Source organism: Paenibacillus sp. FSL E2-0178, from assembly GCF_038593005.1.
Taxonomy (GTDB): domain Bacteria; phylum Bacillota; class Bacilli; order Paenibacillales; family Paenibacillaceae; genus Paenibacillus_AQ; species Paenibacillus_AQ phytohabitans.
This window is the reverse complement of record NZ_CP151953.1, coordinates 6,530,497-6,551,029: the sequence shown is the minus strand read 5'-3', so window position 1 is coordinate 6,551,029 and position 20,533 is coordinate 6,530,497. Positions and strand designations below refer to the sequence as shown.

The 20,533-nt window shown below is 54.4% G+C and carries 13 protein-coding genes; 5 read left to right on the top strand and 8 right to left on the bottom strand.

The genetic code is table 11. The features are described from left to right. Position 1: 1 nt before the first annotated feature. The 3 genes from MHI42_RS28445 to MHI42_RS28435 all read right to left on the bottom strand — a co-directional run bounded on the left by MHI42_RS28445 (position 2) and on the right by MHI42_RS28435 (position 5,010). Positions 2–2,878 carry a ComEC/Rec2 family competence protein gene (locus MHI42_RS28445; RefSeq protein ID WP_342421350.1) on the bottom strand — a complete coding sequence of 959 codons (2,877 nt, stop codon included), beginning with the start codon at positions 2,876–2,878 and terminating at the stop codon, positions 2–4. 193 nt (positions 2,879–3,071) lie between these two features. Beyond that, positions 3,072–3,590, bottom strand: a complete 519-nt coding sequence (locus tag MHI42_RS28440) for a dCMP deaminase family protein (RefSeq protein WP_039300969.1) — start codon at positions 3,588–3,590, stop codon at positions 3,072–3,074. Between the two features lie 589 nt (positions 3,591–4,179). Continuing rightward, a complete protein-coding gene (locus MHI42_RS28435; RefSeq protein ID WP_342421349.1) occupies positions 4,180–5,010 on the bottom strand; it encodes a helix-hairpin-helix domain-containing protein in 831 nt (276 codons plus the stop codon). 147 nt (positions 5,011–5,157) lie between these two features. Between MHI42_RS28435 and comER the strand changes: the two genes are divergently transcribed. Further along, the gene (gene comER, locus MHI42_RS28430) at positions 5,158–6,009 is read left to right on the top strand and encodes a late competence protein ComER (RefSeq protein ID WP_042139487.1); all 852 of its coding nucleotides are present in this window, start codon (positions 5,158–5,160) and stop codon (positions 6,007–6,009) included. 207 nt (positions 6,010–6,216) lie between these two features. Here comER and leuS read toward each other — a convergent pair whose 3' ends face one another. The 3 genes from leuS to MHI42_RS28415 all read right to left on the bottom strand — a co-directional run bounded on the left by leuS (position 6,217) and on the right by MHI42_RS28415 (position 10,591). Beyond that, positions 6,217–8,664: a leucine--tRNA ligase gene (gene leuS, locus MHI42_RS28425; protein WP_342421348.1), complete on the bottom strand. Its 2,448-nt coding sequence runs from the start codon at positions 8,662–8,664 to the stop codon at positions 6,217–6,219. A 344-nt stretch (positions 8,665–9,008) separates the two neighbouring features. Further along, positions 9,009–9,203 carry a hypothetical protein gene (locus MHI42_RS28420; protein ID WP_342421347.1) on the bottom strand — a complete coding sequence of 65 codons (195 nt, stop codon included), beginning with the start codon at positions 9,201–9,203 and terminating at the stop codon, positions 9,009–9,011. A gap of 320 nt (positions 9,204–9,523) precedes the next feature. Beyond that, positions 9,524–10,591 carry an AI-2E family transporter gene (locus MHI42_RS28415; RefSeq protein ID WP_336101183.1) on the bottom strand — a complete coding sequence of 356 codons (1,068 nt, stop codon included), beginning with the start codon at positions 10,589–10,591 and terminating at the stop codon, positions 9,524–9,526. 195 nt (positions 10,592–10,786) lie between these two features. On the opposite strand from MHI42_RS28415, the gene MHI42_RS28410 reads away from it, so the two are divergent. Beyond that, positions 10,787–11,509, top strand: coding sequence for a glycoside hydrolase family 16 protein (locus MHI42_RS28410; protein WP_039300921.1), 723 nt, complete (start codon positions 10,787–10,789; stop codon positions 11,507–11,509). A gap of 281 nt (positions 11,510–11,790) precedes the next feature. After that, positions 11,791–12,435, top strand: a complete 645-nt coding sequence (locus MHI42_RS28405) for a glycoside hydrolase family 16 protein (RefSeq protein WP_342424818.1) — start codon at positions 11,791–11,793, stop codon at positions 12,433–12,435. A gap of 64 nt (positions 12,436–12,499) precedes the next feature. Here MHI42_RS28405 and MHI42_RS28400 read toward each other — a convergent pair whose 3' ends face one another. Further along, positions 12,500–14,080 (bottom strand): extracellular solute-binding protein, encoded by a 1,581-nt coding sequence (locus tag MHI42_RS28400; protein WP_336101184.1) that lies wholly within the window; start codon positions 14,078–14,080, stop codon positions 12,500–12,502. 155 nt (positions 14,081–14,235) lie between these two features. Here MHI42_RS28400 and MHI42_RS28395 point away from each other — a divergent pair, with 155 nt between their 5' ends. Beyond that, positions 14,236–15,951 carry a sensor histidine kinase gene (locus MHI42_RS28395; protein WP_342421346.1) on the top strand — a complete coding sequence of 572 codons (1,716 nt, stop codon included), beginning with the start codon at positions 14,236–14,238 and terminating at the stop codon, positions 15,949–15,951. Beyond that, the gene (locus MHI42_RS28390) at positions 15,929–17,536 is read left to right on the top strand and encodes a response regulator (RefSeq protein ID WP_342421345.1); all 1,608 of its coding nucleotides are present in this window, start codon (positions 15,929–15,931) and stop codon (positions 17,534–17,536) included. The genes MHI42_RS28395 and MHI42_RS28390 overlap by 23 nt, the downstream gene beginning before the upstream one ends. A gap of 5 nt (positions 17,537–17,541) precedes the next feature. Here MHI42_RS28390 and MHI42_RS28385 read toward each other — a convergent pair whose 3' ends face one another. Further along, on the bottom strand, positions 17,542–20,511 hold the full coding sequence (locus tag MHI42_RS28385) for a hypothetical protein (protein WP_342421344.1): 2,970 nt from the start codon (positions 20,509–20,511) through the stop codon (positions 17,542–17,544). Positions 20,512–20,533: the final 22 nt, after the last annotated feature.

Genomic DNA, 20,533 nt, shown 5'->3' with positions numbered 1-20,533 from the left:
TTTATTCCGTATCCTTCATATTAAGCTTATGTCTCATTATTATCGCTTTCTTACCCACCCTGAGCTGAACCTCGCCATGCTGGTCGGTCCGGTATACCTCTGTATTTGCGTCCTCCAGCCGCGCTAGTACATCTCCATTCGGATGCCCGTACAAGTTGTTCACACCCGCAGAGATTACCGCCGCGGCCGGATGCCAGAAGGTCAGCCAGTCTGCGCTGGTGGCGGTTTTGCTGCCGTGGTGGGCGACCTTGAGGATGTCGATGGGCTTACCTGCCTGTATTCCGGCCTGCTGTGCGGATTGCAATATCGCTTCCTCCGCTGCCTGGTCCATATCGCCTGTGAAAAGAAAGCTGCGGCCGTTCATCTCCAGCCGAAACACGACCGATTCGTGGTTCTGATCCTCTACCTCGTTTAGCAGAGTCTGCCCGTCCGCAGGCGGCTCCGGCCAGAGAAAATGCAGCTGCGCCGCCTCATCCGGAGTCAGGACCATACCCTGCTGTACCGGATACAGCCGGACTCCTGCGGCAAGCGCTGTAGTCATCAGCTTGGTGTACGGCTCCGTATCTGCCAGCGTCCCGTTGAACAGCAGAGCAGACACTGGCATACCCTCCAGCACAGCCTGCAGCCCTCCGGCGTGATCCTGATCACCATGCGTCAGGATCACCGCATCCAGCCGGTGGATGCCCCGCTGCTTCAGCAGCGGCAGCAGCGTCTTGGCTCCGACCTCGAACGGGCTGCGGCGGATTCGCCATGCTTCCTTCTTCCCGAAACTCACCGTTCCGCCGCCGTCCACCAGAATATGGGCTCCGCCCGGCGTGGTAATCAGGATGCTGTCTCCCTGCCCCACATCCAGGTAGCTGATCGCTCCCGTCCCGTTCAGGTCCTCCGCATTGTAGCCTCTGTACAACAGAAGCGCCAGACTGGCAGCGCACAGCATAGCGGCGAGACTGCTCCAGCGCGTAACGTCTGAATGCGGAAATGCCTGGAGGGCCAGCGCGGCTCTTCTGCTGTTCGCAGCTGCCGCTGGGACCGCCTTGTTACTGCTGGTATTGCCGGCCTTACCACGGCTGTTTCCCGGCAGCTCCAGCTCGGCCAGCGGCCGGGTCTCATCCTCCATATACTGTGGAGCAAGCGTAATCTCCGTCCGTCTCTTCAACGCATACAACACACCGTAAAGTAGATAATAGTATAGGCAAATCCACAGTAATGAAGGTGAAGCCCAGATCAGCACACCTGCCGTAAACCCGTTTACCCACTCTACCGCCGCAAACGTAGCATTATTCAGCAGCTCTGCAAGCTGCACAGTTAAGAGGGCTGTAGTATTCCAGAACCGTCCAAGCAGCAGCGCCAGCGTACCAAGCGGCAGCACCAGGAACGTGATGAAAGGCACAAGCAGCAGATTGGCGGCAAAGGACAGCAGCGAAAATTGGTTAAAATAATATATCGTTAGCGGGAAAGAGACCAATTGCGCAATGATGGTTACCGAGAGGGCGCTGCCCAGCCAGTTAGGTAAACATCTGAACAATGGCGCGGCCAGCGGCGTATATACCATGAGACCTGCTGTCACCAGAAAGGACAGCTGAAAGCTGACGCTGAGCAGCAGATACGGGTTCCATACCAGCATCATCAGCGCGGCAGCGGCCAGAATGTTCATTCCATCCTTAAGGATAGCGAACCTTGCGGCAAGCAGAGCAATCATGCTCATTATCCCGGCGCGAACCACTGACGGTCCGGCACCGGACAGCAGTACGTAGGCTGGTACAAGCAGTAATGTTACCGTGAGTGCTGTTTCTCTCGTGAAGCGGCAGCGGCGCAGAAGAAATAAGATCACCCCGACATAAACCGCAACATGCATTCCCGAGATCGCCAGAATATGAGTCAGCCCCAGCTGTGAGAATTGCTTGAAGGTCTCCGGGTCCAGATCCTCCTGGATGCCGATGACAAGTCCCTTCATATAACCAGCATGCGGCTCCTCGAATAAGCGCTCCATCTCTGCGCCGAGGGTGGCGCGCATTCTATCATTCCAGCGCAGAATGCCGGATAGCTGCCACGATGCCGGAGGGGCAATCTTAACACTGGCTGTTCCGCTCCCTTTTAACAGCCAGTGGATTTTCTTCGTGAGCAGATAAGCCCGGTAATCGAATCCGCCGAAGTTACGCGCTATCTGCGGCTGGGCCAGCTCTCCTTCAATGACTACCCGGTCTCCCCGCTGCCATAGGGCAGCTACAGCGATTTCGCTTTCTTCCTGAAGCTTGATTTGAACGGCAACAAGCTCCCCTTTTGCTTCCTCTTCTGCTCCTGTTATTGCGTCTGCCCCTACTCCTGTTTCAGCTTCTGCTTCTGTTTCTGAATCTGCTTCTGCGCTTCCTAGTGTTGCTGCATCTGCTGCCGCCCCTGCCGCTACCACGACAGCTACTTTTTCTTTTGTAGCTACTTTAGCTCCCGTTTCTACATTCGCCGATGTTTCGGTCTCCTGACTTCCCTGCCGCTCCAATCCGATCCGTGACAGCTTCACCGTAAAATCAACCCGGTCCCCGTCCCGCTCCACCGGGGAAGCAATAACGCCTGCGGCTGTAACGTTAGCCTCATTCAGTTCGTTTGCCGATCGCCCCAATTGCTCCGGCAGCAGGCTCACGTTACGCGCCTCACTCCACTCCCAATACAGGACTGCCGCAGCAATCGCCAGCCCGAACACAGCAGCCGTTCTCCAGCGTATGCCGCCGCTGACCGCCCAGATTGCAGGCAGCAGCAGTAGGCCTGCGAGGTAGAACAGCAAGCTGCGGCCGGAAAACATACAGCCTGCCGCACTTCCGGCAATCCAGCAGATCGTGAAGCTTAAGAGCGGCCTTCTGTTCATCAGCATCTCTCCTTTAATCATGGGTCTATTCTCTTCTTCCCGTCAAAATGGAACTACTATTTTCCTGTCCCGCTGCCGCAGCAACGACAAAGAACCCCTGCAAACGCAAACACATGCGTAAGCAGAGGTTCTTCCCCTGAAGATCTGAAGCTATCCATAACACTAACCTGTCCCTATTCTGTGTGGTGACGCAAGTCCTCCGGTATACTGCCGGTTATTCCGATACCGAGATCATCGTTTCCTTCGGCGGCTCATAGTTCTCCAATTGGCGGAACACAATTCCTTTGGAGGAGAGCATGGCCTCCACCTTCTCCATATCCTTGCGGTACGGACGCAGATAGACAATCTCTACAATCCCGCTGTTGGCCAGCATATTGGCACAGGTCCAGCAAGGTTCATCCGTGACGTAGACGGTGCTGCCTTCCCGGTCACTCCGGTCTGTGAACAGCAGCAGATTCTGCTCAGCATGGATTGTACGGATACAGCGCTGCTTCTTCACCATGGTCTCTACGCCGTCAATGATCTCCCGCTCATATTGCTCGGAGACCATACAGCCTGCTTCCGAGCAGTCTGGAACACCCATCGGTGCGCCGTTATAGGCGGTGCCCAGCAGTTTCTTGCCCTGCACCAGCACAGCACCGACATGGCGGCGGGGGCAGCGGGAACGGGTGGAGACCATGCAGGCAATATCCATGAAGTATGTATCCCAGTTCTTGCGGTAAGCCACAGTCATCAGCAATCTCCACTTCCTCTTAGATAGTTGTTCATTATTGTAACATAATGCAGCATTCTTTCACTATACAGCTTGTCCTAACACTAGCCTGCCAACCGTTCTCATTACAGCATCATGCTGCGTAAACCGCAATTGCTGATAGAAACGTCGATTCTGGCGTTAAGCTCAGTTTACGGCAGGCTCAAACTTGACTGTTACTGTTACTATTCCTTTTCCTTTTCCTTTTCCTTTTCCTTTTCTGGACTTAACTGTATTCTGTACAACTAAAAAGACCGAAATTCTGATAAAAAACAGTTTAATTGCACTTCGTACACTTATATCACGATCTGCTGAGCTAAAATCGCCACACAACGTATTTTAGTTGTACGAAGTGCAACTAACTTTAAAAAATTAGTAGTTTTACAGTTTTTAGTTGTACCAAATACACTTATCTGACTGGCGGAGCATACGGTTGGGCATGGCGGGTAGACTCGGCTCCATCAGATAACTTTGTGTAACAACAACCCGGTAATTCCCTGCCAATTGTAGTGTATACAAGCTTCAGTATGAATGCTGCCGCCCGTTCGAATCATCCAGCGGGTCCCTGGACTCAAAATGCCACCAGCGGCTTCAGCTGCTCCAGCAGCTTCGGCCCGATCCCCTTGACCTTGCCCAGATCGGTCAGGCTGCGAAACGCTCCCTTGCTGCTGCGGTACTCGATAATCGCCTGTGCCTTCTTCTCCCCGATGCCCGGCAGGTCCATCAGGGCTGCGGTATCGGCAATGTTCACGTTGACCCTGCCATCAGCAGCCACTGCTGGAGCTAATGCTCCTGCGGCACCTGCTGCTTCAGCGCTCCCAACTACTCCAGCCGTCCCGCCACTTGCAGCGCCCTCGTTTCCGGATGCTCCTGCCATCCCACCACCTACGCCGCCACTTCCCTCTGCTCCAACAGTCCCTCCATTAGCGGCTCCACTCCCAGCTGCTCCTGCGATCCCGCCACCAACCGCCGCTCCGGCCTTACCGTTCGCATTCCCGTCATCCCCACCTGCCACTGCCCCGGCTGCCACTGCCCCGGTTGTCTCCGCCGGAGCAGCAATCCCGGCGCCATTAACCACTCCGGCCTTATCACTTACAGCACCGCCCTTACCTCCGGCCTCACTTACAGCACCGCCCTCACCTCCGGGCGCTGCCAGCGCCTTACTACTCCCGGCACCGCTGCCACCAATAGCCGCTGCCCCTTCAGCGCCGCTCCCACCATCTTCACCACTCTCCCCTGCCGTTCCCGCGCCGCCATCCGCCACCCCCAGCGCCTGCGCCATCCCGGCATTCAGGGTCTCCCACCCGGCGATGCCATCCTCCGCCCTGTGGTCTGCAGCCCAGACTAGGCCGCCGCCCAGCAGCGCAGCGGCAATGGCGCAGCCGATCATTCTTTTGCCCATGAAGCTGTCCTCCTTCAGTAAACTGGAATTTTATTCAAAAACAAGCTTGAAACCTGTCATTTGTCCAAGACTGCCGTGCATACATTGAACGAAGAGTATTCCTGTAAGCCCAGAACCCAGCAACATTAGAAAGGAGGTAACCACAGGATGAAAGTGGGATTTATCGGAACAGGCAGCATGGGCGGTCTGCTCATCGACACCTTTCTTCGTTCGGGAGCCCTTGATCCGTGTGATGTGCTGGCCAGCAACCGCAGCCCGGGCAAGCTGAGGGAGCTGAAGAAGCTTCATCCCGGAATCACTGTATGCTCGGGCAACATCGAAGCCGCGTCCGAGAGCGATATCGTGTTTCTGTGTGTCAAACCTTTGCAGTTCAAAATGTTAAGCGATGAGATTGCCCCTTACCTGCGCAGCGAGCAGATTGTCGTATCCATTACCAGTCCAGTTCAGCTGTACCATCTTGAATCCGTACTGCCCTCCAAAATTGCCAAGATTATTCCCAGCATCACCCATTCCGTCAAAAGCGGGACTTCTCTGTGCATCTTCGGAAGCAGATTAAATAAAAAAGACAGGCTGGTCCTGCTCCGGCTATTCTCATGTATTGGTGTTCCTGCGGAAATCCCGGAGAGTCATACGCGGATTGCCTCTGACTTCTCCAGCTGCGGCCCGGCGTTCATCAGCTATTTCCTGGAACGGTGGATCGAAGCTGCTGTAGAAGCAACCGGTATTGATGAGGCCCTGGTCAGCCGTCTGGCCGGTGAAATGCTGCTTGGTACAGGCAAGCTGCTGACAGAAGGCTCCTTCACCCCGCAGGGGCTGCAGGAACGGGTTGCCGTCCGCGGAGGCATTACAGCGGAAGCGCTGAACCACCTGCGCACGAGTCTGGAAGGGGTGTTCGAACGCCTGATCACCACTACGCATGACAAATACGATGAAGATGTGGAAAAGCTCGACGAGCTGTTCGGGCGCAGCAGCATCGTCCAGAGCCCTCTTGACCGCTAAGGCAGCTGCGGCTATAGCCTGCTGCCAACGTCCATTGCCATAGCTTATTGCAAGGGCCGTATGCCTTGCCATCGTCCTTCCCCTCTTGCCATGCCGCCTTATGCTACGCTCTGCCGCTCCGTTCTCCGCTTCCGGTGCACTGCCGGAAACCAATAAAACCCGCAGCACGGATTCATCCGTTGCTGCGGGCAATGTTGCGTTCTTCGCTTAACCCACTACTATATTTACCAGCTTGCCGGGAACGGCAATAATTTTACGTACGGTTTTGCCTTCGACGGCTGCCTTCACGTTCGGCAGGGCCAGTGCATGGTTCTGCATGTCTTCCTGACCCATATCCATAGGGATCAGTGCGCGCTGAACGATTTTACCGTTAACCTGCACGACAATTTCCACTTCCGCATCTACGGTCCAGGCTTCATCATAAGCCGGCCATGCGACATAGCTGATGCTTCCTTCGTGACCCAGCAGCTGCCACAGCTCTTCGGCAATATGCGGTGCCAGCGGCGACAGCATCTGGACGAACTGTTCTGCCGCTTCTGTGGACAGGCTCTCCTGCTTGTAAGCGTCGTTGATGAAAATCATCAGCTGGCTGATCGCCGTATTGAACCGCAGATGTTCAAAGTCTTCGGTTACCTTCTTCAGCGTCTTATGCCAGGTCCGTTTGAATTCATCGGTACCGCCATCTGCCGAGATCTTAGCGCTGATGCTGCCGTCTTCGTTCACGAACAGGCGCCATACGCGGGAGAGGAAGCGGTGGATGCCTTCCACGCCTTTTTCGTTCCAAGGCTTGGTAGCTTCCAGCGGCCCCATGAACATTTCGTAGACGCGCAGTGTATCTGCGCCGTACGCTTCCACGATCTCATCCGGGTTGATGACGTTGCCGCGCGATTTACTCATCTTCTCATTGTTGTTCCCCAGGATCATCCCCTGGTTCACCAGCTTGTGGAACGGTTCCTTCGTATCGACTACGCCGATATCATAGAGAACCTTGTGCCAGAAGCGGGCATACAGCAGGTGGAGCACCGCATGCTCGGCTCCGCCGATGTACAGGTCAACCGGCAGCCATTCCTTCTGCTTCTCCGGTGAACACAGCTCCTGATCATTGTGCGGATCAATATAACGCAGGTAGTACCAGCAGCTGCCGGCCCATTGCGGCATGGTGTTGGTCTCGCGGCGGGCTTTCATGCCGGTCTCCGGATCGATCGTTTCAACCCACTCGGTTACATTCGCCAGCGGAGATTCACCTGTGCCCGAAGGCTTAATCGCATCCACATCCGGCAGTACCAGCGGCAGCTGATCCACAGGAACGGTCTTCATTGTACCGTCTTCCAGATGCAGAATCGGAATCGGCTCACCCCAGTAACGCTGGCGGCTGAACAGCCAGTCGCGCAGGCGGTAGGTTACTTTGCCCTTGCCGCTGCCCTTCTCTTCGAGCCAGGCAATCATTTTCGCAATGGCTTCGGTATTGGACAGGCCATCGAGGAATCCGGAATTCACATGCGGACCGTCGCCGGAATAAGCCTCTTCTTCGACGTTGCCACCTTGCACTACTTCAATAATGTTCAAGCCGAACTGCTTGGCGAACTCCCAGTCACGGGTATCATGACCCGGTACAGCCATAATCGCTCCGGTTCCGTAGCCGGCCAGCACGTAGTCGGCAATCCAGATCGGCACCTGTGCGCCGTTCACCGGATTAATCGCATAAGCGCCAGTGAAGACACCGCTCTTTTCTTTTGCCAGATCCGTACGTTCCAGATCGCTCTTACGGGAAGCTTTGTCGCGGTAATCCGCAACGGCAGTCTTCTGCTCCTCTGTTGTAATCACATCAACCAGCTTATGCTCTGGTGCGACAACGCAATAGCTTGCTCCGAACAGGGTGTCCGGACGGGTAGTGAACACTTCAAGCGTAGCCTCATGCCCTTCAATGGCAAAGGTCACCTCAGCACCGGTCGATTTGCCGATCCAGTTACGCTGCATATCCTTGATGCTCTCTTCCCAGTCCAGCTCATCCAGATCCTCGAGCAGACGGTCTGCGTATTCGGTAATTCTCAGAATCCACTGGCGCATCGGTCTGCGGACCACGGGATGACCGCCGCGCTCGCTTTTGCCGTCGATCACTTCTTCATTGGCCAGGACGGTCCCCAGCGCTTCACACCAGTTCACGGAAACCTCAGCTACATAAGCCAGACCGCGGTTGTACAGCTGGATGAAAATCCACTGTGTCCATTTGTAGTAGCCCGGATCAGTTGTGCTGATCTCGCGGTCCCAGTCGTAGGAGAAGCCCAGCGACTTGATCTGGCGGCGGAAATTATCAATGTTCTTGAAGGTAATGTCACGCGGATGCTGTCCGGTATCCATCGCATACTGCTCAGCCGGCAGTCCGAAAGCGTCCCAGCCCATCGGGTGCAGCACGTTGTAGCCGCGCATCCGTTTGAAACGGGAAACAATATCAGTAGCGGTGTAGCCTTCAGGATGGCCTACGTGCAGCCCTGCGCCGGAAGGATACGGGAACATATCCAGGGCGTAGAACTTCGGTTTGCCTGCTTCTTCACTTGTTTTGAATGTCTTGTTCTCGTCCCAGAATTTCTGCCATTTCGGCTCGATGGTCTGGGCACGGTAGCCGGTGTGGGCTTGGGTAAATGTGTTGTCGCTCATCTTATGCTCCTCCTTGGAGTGTTGCTGTCTTAGGTAAGGCTAATGTTATAAAAAGAAATACTGTAAATAAGGGTCACTGCAGAAAGTTTTGGGCTTCCGCCCGCTGTTATATTCGGATTTCCTGATTAGAACCGCTCATCGCGGTAGAAATCCGAATCTAAAGGCGGCCACTAACGTTGCTACAGCTCCAAAATTTCTATCCGTTCCTTTATCTTTACATAAGTTCTGTTAAACCAATCCGCTGGCCCTGGCGGAACAGCAAAGTCCAAGAACCCGCAATGATTCGCTGAGCCGGAAGGGCTGAAAAGCCAAACCCGCCGTTGATTCGCCGGGTTGGTAGGAACCTACCTAAGCTTCGCCGGGCCGGCAGAATCCGCAAGGCCCAGGCCCCGCTTCGGATCGCGGAACTGCTGAATATCCTTGACCGTGCGGCGCCACTGGAACCATCCCAGCCTTCCCGCCGGGCTAACCGCAAAAAAACCTCCCATCCCTAGCGTATTATCGCTAGGGACGAGAGGTTTGAATTCCCGTGGTACCACCCTAGTTAGCGGCGGACATTCTTTGTCCGGCACTCACTTTGACACCCTTTAGCGGGGGTGAGGCGACGACGGTTCACACGCCGGTCTCCTTATTAATGAAGCTTAAGGAACCCTGCGGCTCGCGCCGTTACTCCGAGGTGAGTTCACTGCGGTCCGTTAACCGGCTCGCACCTGAGGTGCCGGCTCTCTGCAATAACGGTCTCACGAATTAATACTCCTCTTCATCGCACTGCTATGTGTACTGCTTCTTATTCGTAATATTCACCACATTATAACCAAAAGATACATGTACCGTCAATGATTTAGCAATATCCCTGCTTTTATGCCGGCTTTCTGCGGATATAATAGGCGATGATATGCTGAATGACCACTTTACCGGCTGCGAAGAACGGCACCGCCAGAATCAGTCCGATCATTCCGGCGATCTCCCCGCCGACCAGCAGCGCGAAGATAATCAGCAGCGGATGCAGATGAAGCTTCCGCCCGACGACCTGCGGCGAAATGACGTTGCTCTCCAGCATTTGGCATAGTGTATTCACCACAGCTACCATTAGTACCAGGCGCCACGAGAGGGTTGAAGCCATTACAATGGCCGGAGCCGCACCCAGAAACGGACCCATATAAGGCACAATGTTAAAGACCGCAACCACGCAGGCGAAGAGCAGCGCATAAGGCATACCGATAATCATATAGCCGATATAGGCCAGCACACCGATGATGATGCAGACAAGAAACTGCCCGCGGATATAATTGCCGAGTGCCTCATCAATATCCTTCAGCAGGGTGACAATCGACTTGCGGCGGGAACGGGGCAGGCAGGATACAACGGTCCGTTCGAACACATCGAAGTCCTTGAGAATGTAGAACACCAGAAAAGGCACAATGAATGCATTGAACAGGATACCGATCGTCGACGCAATATTATCAAGGAAATGGGAGATACCTTCGGCCAGGCGGTTTTCCAGCTGATAGAACCAGTTATTCATCCCCGTCTCCACGCCGGGCGGAATCAGTCTGGAGTTCATGTTCCGCATCAGACCCTGCGCATGCAGTGTCATTTCGGGCAGATGCTCGTTAAGCTCCTCAAGCTGCTCGATGAACATGGGGATCAGGTTGATCAGAATTACCGCGAGTGAGGTGAGAAATACGGCATAGATCAGCAGGACGGCCACGCTGCGCGGCATTTTTCTCCTGGAGAGCATGGAAACCACGGGATTCAGCACATATGAGATGATCATTGCCGCCAGGAACGGGGCGAGGATCGCTTTTAGAAACAGGAATATTCCCTCCAGCATTGGGCGGAGCAGCCAGACGAAATAAAGAATGATCAGGGAGAGCAGCACGCCGATCATCAAGCGGAACCATTTACTTTGGGACCATTGCTCCATAATACCCCTCCTGAACATGTACAGCCTCTAACAGTCATGCAATATTAGTATGTGTGAGAGGGTAATGAAATACTCTTGCCTGCAAAAAATTGGTTTTTTGTTATTTGGGTTGGAAAGTTGGTATAGTGGCCGGCATCAAGGTCCGCTAAAATCATATTGTAAAACGCTTTCATTCCGAGGAGGGGTACTTTTATTATGAAAAGGTTAAAACGATTATGCGGTGCAGGCATGCTGTTGCTGCTTGCGGGATTGCTCACTGGAGCTCCGTCTGTTTCGGCAGCCACCGTCTTTGATGAGCCTCTGACCTACTTCAATTCCGCAACCTGGCAAAAAGCCGACGGCTATTCCAATGGCGGGATGTTCAACTGCACCTGGCGCGCTAACAATATCTCATTTACAAGCGGCGGACAGCTTCGTCTGGCACTGACCAGTCCCAGCAATAATAAATTTGACGGTGCAGAAATGCGGTCTGTCTACAAGTACGGCTACGGTAAATATGAAGTCAGCATGAAGCCTGCCAAGAACAGCGGAATCGTCTCTTCCTTCTTCACCTATACCGGACCTTCCGACGGCACGCCCTGGGATGAAATTGATATCGAGTTTTTGGGCAAGGACACCACTAAAGTCCAATTCAATTATTATACAAACGGGGTTGGCGGCCATGAAAAGATCGTGAATCTGGGATTTGACGCTTCCCAAGGTTATCATACGTATGCCTTCGATTGGCAGCAGGGCTACATTAAATGGTATGTGGACGGCGTTCTGAAGCATACAGCCACCAGCAATATTCCGTCCCGTCCCGGTAAAATTATGATGAATCTCTGGAACGGAACCGGAGTGGACTCCTGGCTCGGTTCCTATAACGGAGCCAACCCGCTCTACGCTTACTACGACTGGCTGAAATTCACAGGCAACTAAAAACGAAATTTGGACTCCGGCGGTGCACAGAGCGCACCTGCCGGAGTCCTTTTACATCTGCCCGGAAGCCGTTATCTTCAGAATTTGTTATCCGGATTGACACATTGGTATAGCGGCCAGAGCCTGGGTTCTGTACGATAAAAGCAAGAAACATCATCACAGGAGGAACAGAATTGATACGCAACAGGTTAATCAAAGCATCCGTAGCCGTTGCTGCTCTGTCAGCAGCAGTATGGGGCCTATGGGCCTTCAGTACAGCACCCCGATCCGAAGCAGGAGGCGTGAAGGACAATTTTACAGAATTCAATTCGGAGTTCTGGAAAAAAACGGATGGTTATTCCAACGGAGACATGTTCAACTGCACCTGGCGAGAAGATAACATCTCATTTGCCGGGGATGATCTTATGACCCTGTCTCTTACCAGCCGGTCCCCCGGCGAGTTCGACGGTGCAGAATACCGTTCGCTGGAAAAGTACAGCTATGGCAAGTATGAAATCCGTATGAAGCCGGCGGCCAATCCCGGTGTAGTCTCTTCTTTCTTCACGTATACCGGCCCTTCGGAAGGCGAGCCCTGGGACGAAATCGATATTGAATTTTTGGGTAAAAACACCCGCCAGATGCAATTGAACTACTTCACAGACGGCATCGGGGGACATGAAAAGGTGATTGACCTCGGCTTTGACGCGTCAGAAGAATTTCACCGGTATGGTTTCGACTGGAAGAGGGATTCCATTACCTGGTATGTAGACGGCCGCCCAGTTCATACAGCGACCGAGAGTATTCCCTTTACTCCGGGCCGTATTATGATGAATCTCTGGAACGGAACAGGTGTGGATTCCTGGCTGGAGGCTTATGACGGCAAGGCTCCGCTACATGCTTATTATGACGAATTCCGCTATACTCCAGCGCCAGACCGGGGCGAGTAAGAAGCTCCAGCGCCTCTCCGACAAGAAACCGCCTTCATCAAGGCGGTTTCTTGTCCCTGCGGACTCATCGGCGGCTGCGGTCCCAGGCATTGACCTCCGAGGTTTCGGACAATCCCCCGTAGGCCTTCCATTTGCCGACAAACTCGTCAAATTCCCCGATACCGCTGTCTGCAAAGATTATATTTTGAAAGCTTTTTTGTTCCAGCTTCTTCAGCAGCTCACCGTCGCTCTTCATCGTCTTGGTGGGCGGTCCCGTGAACTGTTCCTTACGGGAAGCCTCCTTCTGGCCCAGCAGCACCGGGGCAATATCCTCCGGAATCTCCTTAATGACTTCGGAGGGAATTCTCGCCCCGTCGAAGGTCAGTGTGTAGGAGGCCACCCGGATGACGCCCATCGGCAGCGCAGAGGGCTCAATGGTCGCCTTGCCGCCCGCCATTGCCCAGTCATAGCCCTCTGCAAGACCATTAATGAACTCGCCGGTGGAGGTAGCATAATAATCAAACATATAATTCTGATAGGTAAAAAAGATTTCGGGGTGCTTCATTTTCTTGTTAATCAGTATTGCTCCGTTGACAGGTAAGGTGCCTCTTCTCATAGCGGTACCTTCCGGTCCGGAGGGTATCGCAACAGCCTTGACAGACGCCTGCGGGTCTGCGGCAGTCAGGGAAGACAAAGGCCAGCCGCGCATCCAATACGGGCCGGCAATCATGCCGGCCTTGCCGGAGACGAACCGGTTGGCGGCGCCCTCTTCATCAAGCCAGGCACTGTCCGTCGACAAGTACCCCTGCTGGACCCAATGCTTCATAAGCGCAACAGCCTTCCGGGCGCCGGGCTGCACGGAACCATATTCCAGGGTTCCGTCACTCCGGCGGTTCCATTGCTCGGGAACCGTGCCAAATGCTCCAAAAATCCAGCTGCTGTCCCCCATCCAGGTACTGGGACCGTTTCGGAATCCTAACGCAAGGCCGTAAGTATCCTTTAATCCGTTGCCGTCCGGGTCCTGGTTGACAAAAGCGTCCATGACCTGTTCCAGCTCATCCAGAGTCCGTGGTGTTTCCAATTTCAGCTTGTCCAGCCAATCCTGGCGAATCCAGAGCAGCGGATCGGAGTTGTATTCGTAATCCATGATGGGAATCGCATACTTATGCCCGTCCCGCACGAAGGCATTCCATGCCGAGGTGTCCTCGGCAACAGCCTTCTTCCACACCCGGGAGGCATATTGTTCAAATAAACTGCCGACTTCCATGAATTGCCCGGAGTCAATCAGCTCCTGAATGATGGCTGCATCCCTTGTAGTGACAACATCGGGCATATTGCCTTTGGCCAGCTCAAGCCTCAGCTTGTTGGCGTAGTTCTCGGAGGTGCCGGAGATGGTCCAGAGATAACGGATACGGATTCCCAACCGTTCCTCCGCCCAGGCCGTATGCACATTATGTTCAAGGCTCTCGCCTTTTTTAAAGGTCAAATTGGGGTTCACGGAGCCCACTGTGTACAGGTCTATGGGCGGATTATATTTACCCGCTTTGACGTCAAAATGAGGCGCCGTGCTCTCCGGGGAAGCGGCCGGGAGAGTGCCCCCGGAGCTGCGGAAGGTGCACCCCGACAATATCAGGACCAGCGCGATCAACGGCAATCTGAATTTCATGGAACCACCTGCTTTTCGTAATGTTCTGGAGGGCCGGACAACTTGTATCATAATCTTCTTCGGCATCACATGGTACACTTCTTTTATTACGGCTAACAGTGAAAGCTTCTGAAAAGGATGATTTTATGGCCTGGCGTCCGAGTTTGTTTATTAAAATGGTTGCAATCCTGCTCTCCCTTATATCAACCACACTCTTATTCTACGGATTATCCTACCGCAAGGATATCGGAGTCATCACGAGTCAGATCAAGACAACGGACCTGAATCACCTGGAGTTCCTGACCCAGCAGATGGACAACAATATCAACCAATTGGCGGGCAGCATGTATGCTCTTCAGAGAGACCCGACCATCCGTGACTACGAGCAGATCCGGCAATTGGGCCATCTTATTGACCCCGCCCAGACCATTATGACCGTGCTGGAGAAGCTCTCCCTTCAGACCAGCTCCAGTACGTGGGAGAACCGGATTGTCCTGTACAAGCCGCACAACGGTGAGACCTTGGGGTCAGATTCCTCACTCTCCTTTGATTCCTCCGTACTTGAGAATCCGCTCCCGGCCGGCTGGGAGTATATTTCTGAGGACAGGGGCAGCACTGAAGCGGGCTTCCGCCTGCTGCTGTCAGATCCCGCTACAGAAAGCAGCCCTCCCCGAGAGGCGGAACTGCTGTTGTCAATGTATTTCCCTGTATCCAACATTGAACGAATGTTCGATGCCTACCAGTCGCAGAACAAGGGCGATACCTTCCTGTTCCATCCGGTTTTCGGGATGATCCTCTCCCGCAATACCGACAGGGAAATGGCTGAACGGATCACCGCAACGCTTGATTCCGCAGACGGACAGGGCACATCGGAAATCCTCAACCTCAAGAAGGGCAGCTTTCTTATCAGTTCGGTTCCTTCATCGGCCATTAACTGGCGGGTCGTGCATTATTCGCCGTTGAAGCAGATTCTTCAGCCGATCCGCAGCAGCCGTTATTTCTTCCTGACGGGATCGGCTTTTCTCCTGGTCATGAGCCTGTTGTTCTCATTGCAGCTATATCGTCAAGTGCAGCGTCCGGTTAGCCTTTTACTGCGTTCGCTCAACAGGATGAAGGAAGGTCGCTGGTCTACCCGTATTCATACCAAGACCAATCCTGAGTTCACAATGCTCAACGAAGAATTCAATGAAATGGCAGAGAAAATTCAATTGCTGATTGAACAGGTCTACCTGGAGCAGCTCCGGGCCAAGGATGCCCACTTGAAACAGCTTCAATCGCAGATTAATCCGCACTTCCTCTACAACTGCCTGTTCTTTATTAAGAGTAAGGCCGTTGTCGGCGACACCGATTCGGTGGAGGCTATGGCGCTTAACCTCGGAGAATATTACCGCTACATCACCAAGGCGGACCATTCCCTCACTACGCTGCAGGACGAGCTGAAGCTGCTGGAGAATTACCTGGAGATTCAGAATTTGCGGAAACAGCGCATCCGCTATGAGATGGATATCGCGGAAGATCTGCTGGGTCTGCAGATTCCCCGGCTGCTGATCCAGCCCTTGGTGGAGAACAGCATCATTCACGGTATTGAGAAAAAGATCGGCCAAGGCTCCATTCGGATCACCGCCTCCCATACCCAAGAGAGCGTCATAGTCACCGTTGCAGACAACGGAGCTGGCATGACGGATGAGGCAGTTACCGCTTTGCAGGCCCGGATTTCCGAAACGGCGCGCGAGGACGGAGGCTGCGGGCTATGGAACATCCAGCAGCGCCTCAAGTCCCATTATGGTGATTCATCCGGCCTTCTGATCGCCCCTTCACCTGAAGGCGGCTTAAAAATCACTCTTCGCATGGAGAAGAAAGAGGAACCCTATGCATCAAATTCTTCTGATTGACGACGAACCTTATGTCGTCGACGATCTATCCATTTCGCTTCCTTGGACGGAAATGGGATTTGAACAAGTCCACAAGGCTTATTCCGGATACGAGGCACTGGAGCTGCTTCAGCGTTATCCTATCGACATTGTTGTCACAGACATCAATATGCCTGAAATTTCAGGCATCGAACTAATCGCCTCCATCCGTAGCCGCTGGAAGCATATCCGGGTCGTTATGCTGACCGGTTATGCCGAGTTCGAATATGCCCGCAAGGCGATTGAAGAGCAAGCCAGTGCCTATCTGCTTAAGCCAATTGCCAATGACCAGTTGATTGCCCTTATTGGCAGGCTCCAGGATGAGCTGCGCGGCGAATGGGAGACTTGGTCCTCCTATCAGCGGACAATGCAGACCTTCCGCGAGCATCTTCCGCTCTTGCGGGACCGGCTGCTCGGCGAGCTCCTGCAGGGGCGGAAGATGTCCAGGCCGCAGCTGCACGAGCGGCTCTCCCAATTCGATCTGCCGTTCTCCACCAGTCTGCCGGTATGCCTTGTAATCGTCAGACCGGAGGAGTTCTTCCGGCGTCAGGACATGGGCAGCATGCTGCTGTTCGAATACGCCATTATTAATATCGCGCAAGAGCTGTTTCAAGACCGGTTCCACATCTGGTCAAGCAAGGATGTCCATGATTATCTTGTATTTCTGCTGCAGCCCAGGGAAGACATTGAACCCCGCCTGAATCTGGCAGATGATATCACCCAGGCCGCCTATCAGCTGCAGAATCATGTCAGCACGCTGATTGGCGGCGGCCTTTCTGTGGTCACTACGGGTTGGGGAGGATTCCCGGATCAGGTGTACACGCTTTATCAATCCGGCATCTCAGCTATCCGCCAGCATATCGGCAGCGAAACAGGCATCTATCTGGATGCCACGGACAACAGCAGCTTTAACCCTGTAGAAATTCTCCAGCCGCTCTACGAGCCTCCGCTTTTCTTCCATTTATTCGAAGCGAACAACTGGCAGGGGATCGAAGACAAGCTGAACGCCATCGCTTCGGAGCTGGCCCGGAATCCGGACCATTCCCTGGAGCATATCCATGAAGCCCGCCTGCATCTGGAGACGGCATTCTATTATTTCGCCCATAAGAATAAGAAGATGCTGGGCGAGATCGTGGGCAATCCGCTAATGAAGCAGGCCCCCTTCCAGACGGCCGACAAGCTGCGGGAATGGGCGCTGGAGATGGTTACACTGCTGAAGGAGCATTTCGAATCCGAGCGGCGGGACAGCCGGACAGTCCTGATTCGGAACGTACATGAATATATTGACCGCAATATACATTATGTCTCCCTTCAGGCTATCGCCGATCATGTCCAGATGCATCCGGTATATCTGTCCAAAATGTACAAGCTTGAGACAGGCAAGCGGATCAGCGACTACATCAGTCAGGTTAAGATGGAAAAAGCGGCGTATCTGCTCATTCATACGCCGCTGAAAATTTATGAGGTTTCCGCCGAGCTGGGTTATTCCAATGCCCATTACTTTATCAAGCTCTTTAAGGAGTACACGGGGATGACCCCGCATGAGTTCCGTGACCGGGCACTCTAACATCTTTACTCTTCAAACCGCAGCTCCACCTCGTGGGTGAGCCCGTCATCCGGAGTCGGAATAAGCCCGTCCTCCAGCGCCCGGCCATCCAGTGTCAGACGGGCAGCACCGCCGCGCATCCGGCGGAAGCCTTCCGGTTTCCTGATCCGGATACAGTATGAAGATTTGCCAAGCTTCAGAGTGTAAGAGAATTCTGTCTGCTCTTCCCGCAGGATCGGACTCAGTGCAATCCCCTGCGCTGTATATTCAATGCCCAGCGCTTCCATCAGCGAGAGGGTGAGCCAGGTCGAGGTGCCGCTTAGCATTGGACCGATGTTCTCCCCCGTCTCGCTGTTATTATATTGAGTGCAGAATCGCGGATTTCCGCAGACTGCAAACGGATCTTCCATCGTCTTGAACGGCATGATCCGGTCCAGCAGCCAATAGCCGAAACGGCCCAGCTCGGCAGCAAGCCCTGAATCCGAGACTTCCTTGGCGCCCTTGAACATCGCAGCTGCGGCCATCATGCAGGCATGCTTGAATACGCCGCCGTTCTCCCGGTCACCCGGAAAGTATTCGTCCGAAGCTGTGTGGGAAGAGACCCGGCCCAAGGCAACCGGCGAAACCAGCTTCAATCCGAAAGGAGTCATAAGATGTGACTTCATAGTGTCCAGCATCACCGAGATCTGCGCTTCATCGGCACAGCCAGACAGGATGCTCCAGCTGAAGGAATTTAAGAAGTAAGAACCATCGGATGCCGGATCTGCTGACAGACCGTCTCCGGCAGCTCCCAAATAGGTGTATTCGCCATCCGGGTACCGGTTGAAGAGCACGCGGGCGAAGAAGTTGCCCTTCCAGGCATGCTCTTGAATACGCTCGCGCAGCTTGGCTCCGAAGCGGTCCAGCTCATCGGCATCATCCTGCTCCCCTTTGCGGGCAGCCAGAGCAGACAGTTCATCTACCGCTACCTTCAGCAGGAAGGCGTTCATGACGCTCTCGGAATAGTCGCTGTCCAGTGAATCCCCGAAGACCCCGCCTGCCTGCAATTGCTCCCGGTAGAGCTTTTCCTTGGCTGGACCGTTCAGATACGTGTCATCCAGCTTAAGACAGTCGTTCCAGTCTGCGAAGTCCAGTAAGGGCAGACCGTGGCGGGCGATTGAAATCTGCCCTGAATAAACAATAATCGCCTTGAGTGTCTCGAAGACCGGCCGGCTGGCGTCTTGTCCCGCTACCGGACAAGACTCATCCAGGAACTCGAGATCGCCGGTAAGCATTACATAGCGGTAGACGGCTTGAACAAGCCATAACGCATCGTCGGACCATTTGCCCGGCTCCTTGCCGGCCCAGAAGAAGTTATGATAGGCATAGCCCAGCTCAAACACCATGCCGGTCCATTCTTTAAGCAGACTTTTCACCAGAGCGCTTCGTCCCATGCCGACAAAATAATACATCGATGCGTACAAATCCTGGATTTCGCGGAAGCCGATCTCCCTGTAGCCCTTCTGTGTCTGGCAAAAGGAACGGGAGACAAAGCTTTGATAGAGCACCTGAAACGGCAGATTGCGGTTGATAAACACATCGAAATCCTTGTCATCGGAGAATACCTGCAGGAATTTGCTGTAATCCCGTACGAACCCGGCTGATTCCTCCAGCGCTGATTCCGCCGCGCCTGGATCGGAGAAACGGGCGACCAGCGCCCCCACTTCATCCGCCAGCACTGTGTCATTCCAGGGCGCCCCGCTCTTGTCGGAGACAAGACCGGTCAACTGGTCAACAGCTGTCTTAGTTCCCGCCGCCGCTTGAATTTCCCCGGCTACCGCGAAGAAGCCGGGCCCCTTACGGTGCAGAATGTTACTCAGTCTGAGCGCGCCGGACGGACGGTGCAGCGAGCCTGTACCGACAAATTCATTGTAGCTGACGCAGTATTCACGGGGCAGCACCGGTCCTTCTGCCCCGTGAACGATCATTGTGTGGAAGCGCAGATCATGACGGCCGCCTTCGGGATAATAATCCGGACTGATGGCTGCCACGGCTCCCGTATTATCCTGGAGCACTCCGCCCTGCATAATAACGTTGCTGTACAGCACATCCTCGAACAATGCACCCGGTGCGGCGGAACCGAACATTCCTGTGTAGACGATCCGCAGACGGCGGTCGGCTTCTCCATGGTTCTCAATCTCAATCCGCTGTAATTCGGTAGCCAGAGGCAGGCCCTCGTATTGAGGCAGAATAGAGATGATTCGTGTAATCTCCAGTCCGCAGCGCGTGCGGCAGGTGATTCGCGTTACATTCTGTGAATGCCGGCAGACCGCCGATTCCATTCCCTCATCTCCGGGGTCCGCGGAATAGAAGATCTGCTTCCCGTCCTCGAACAGATAGAATTGCCGGTTAGCCGGGAACCCGTTCTCCTCCTGGCGCATATCCCAGCGGGTGGCCAGCACCTGGGTGGCCGCATGTGAACGGAAGCTGCCGCCGCCCAGCCGGTCAACAACGCTTTTCGGGGTGGTCTGAAGCGGATGGGGAAAGCTCAGACGGTTGCCCATCAGCAAATTGACCGCGAAATGCGGACCCGGCACGGGTGAACGCAGATCAATTACATGCTCGCCCTCAGCGTTAAGCGCGCCTGCCCAGCCCGGGGCAGCCTGCAAGTGCGCCAAAGCCAAGCTTGCGGTAGCCTCCGGTACGTCAACAGTCTGCTCCTGTCTTCCGGCGTGCCGGATATACAGTGACAATTCCGTGGCATCTTCGTTTACGGCGAACAACGCGGAGGCACCCGCTTCACCCGGCAGCAGCGCTGCCACAGCGGGGAGCTTGAGCAGCTCCTGAATGGCAGGCAGCCGAAGCGGCAGACCGGCTATGCCTACAGCCCCCCGGCGTTCCGAATCCGTAAAGAGGGCGCTGATGTGCGCCCCGGGGCCAATCCGGTCTGCGAAGGCTTGTCTCAGGATATCTTCAGCCGAAGCCATCGCTTCTCTTGCGGTAGTAAATTTCAGCATGATTGCTCTCACCTTTCCTGGC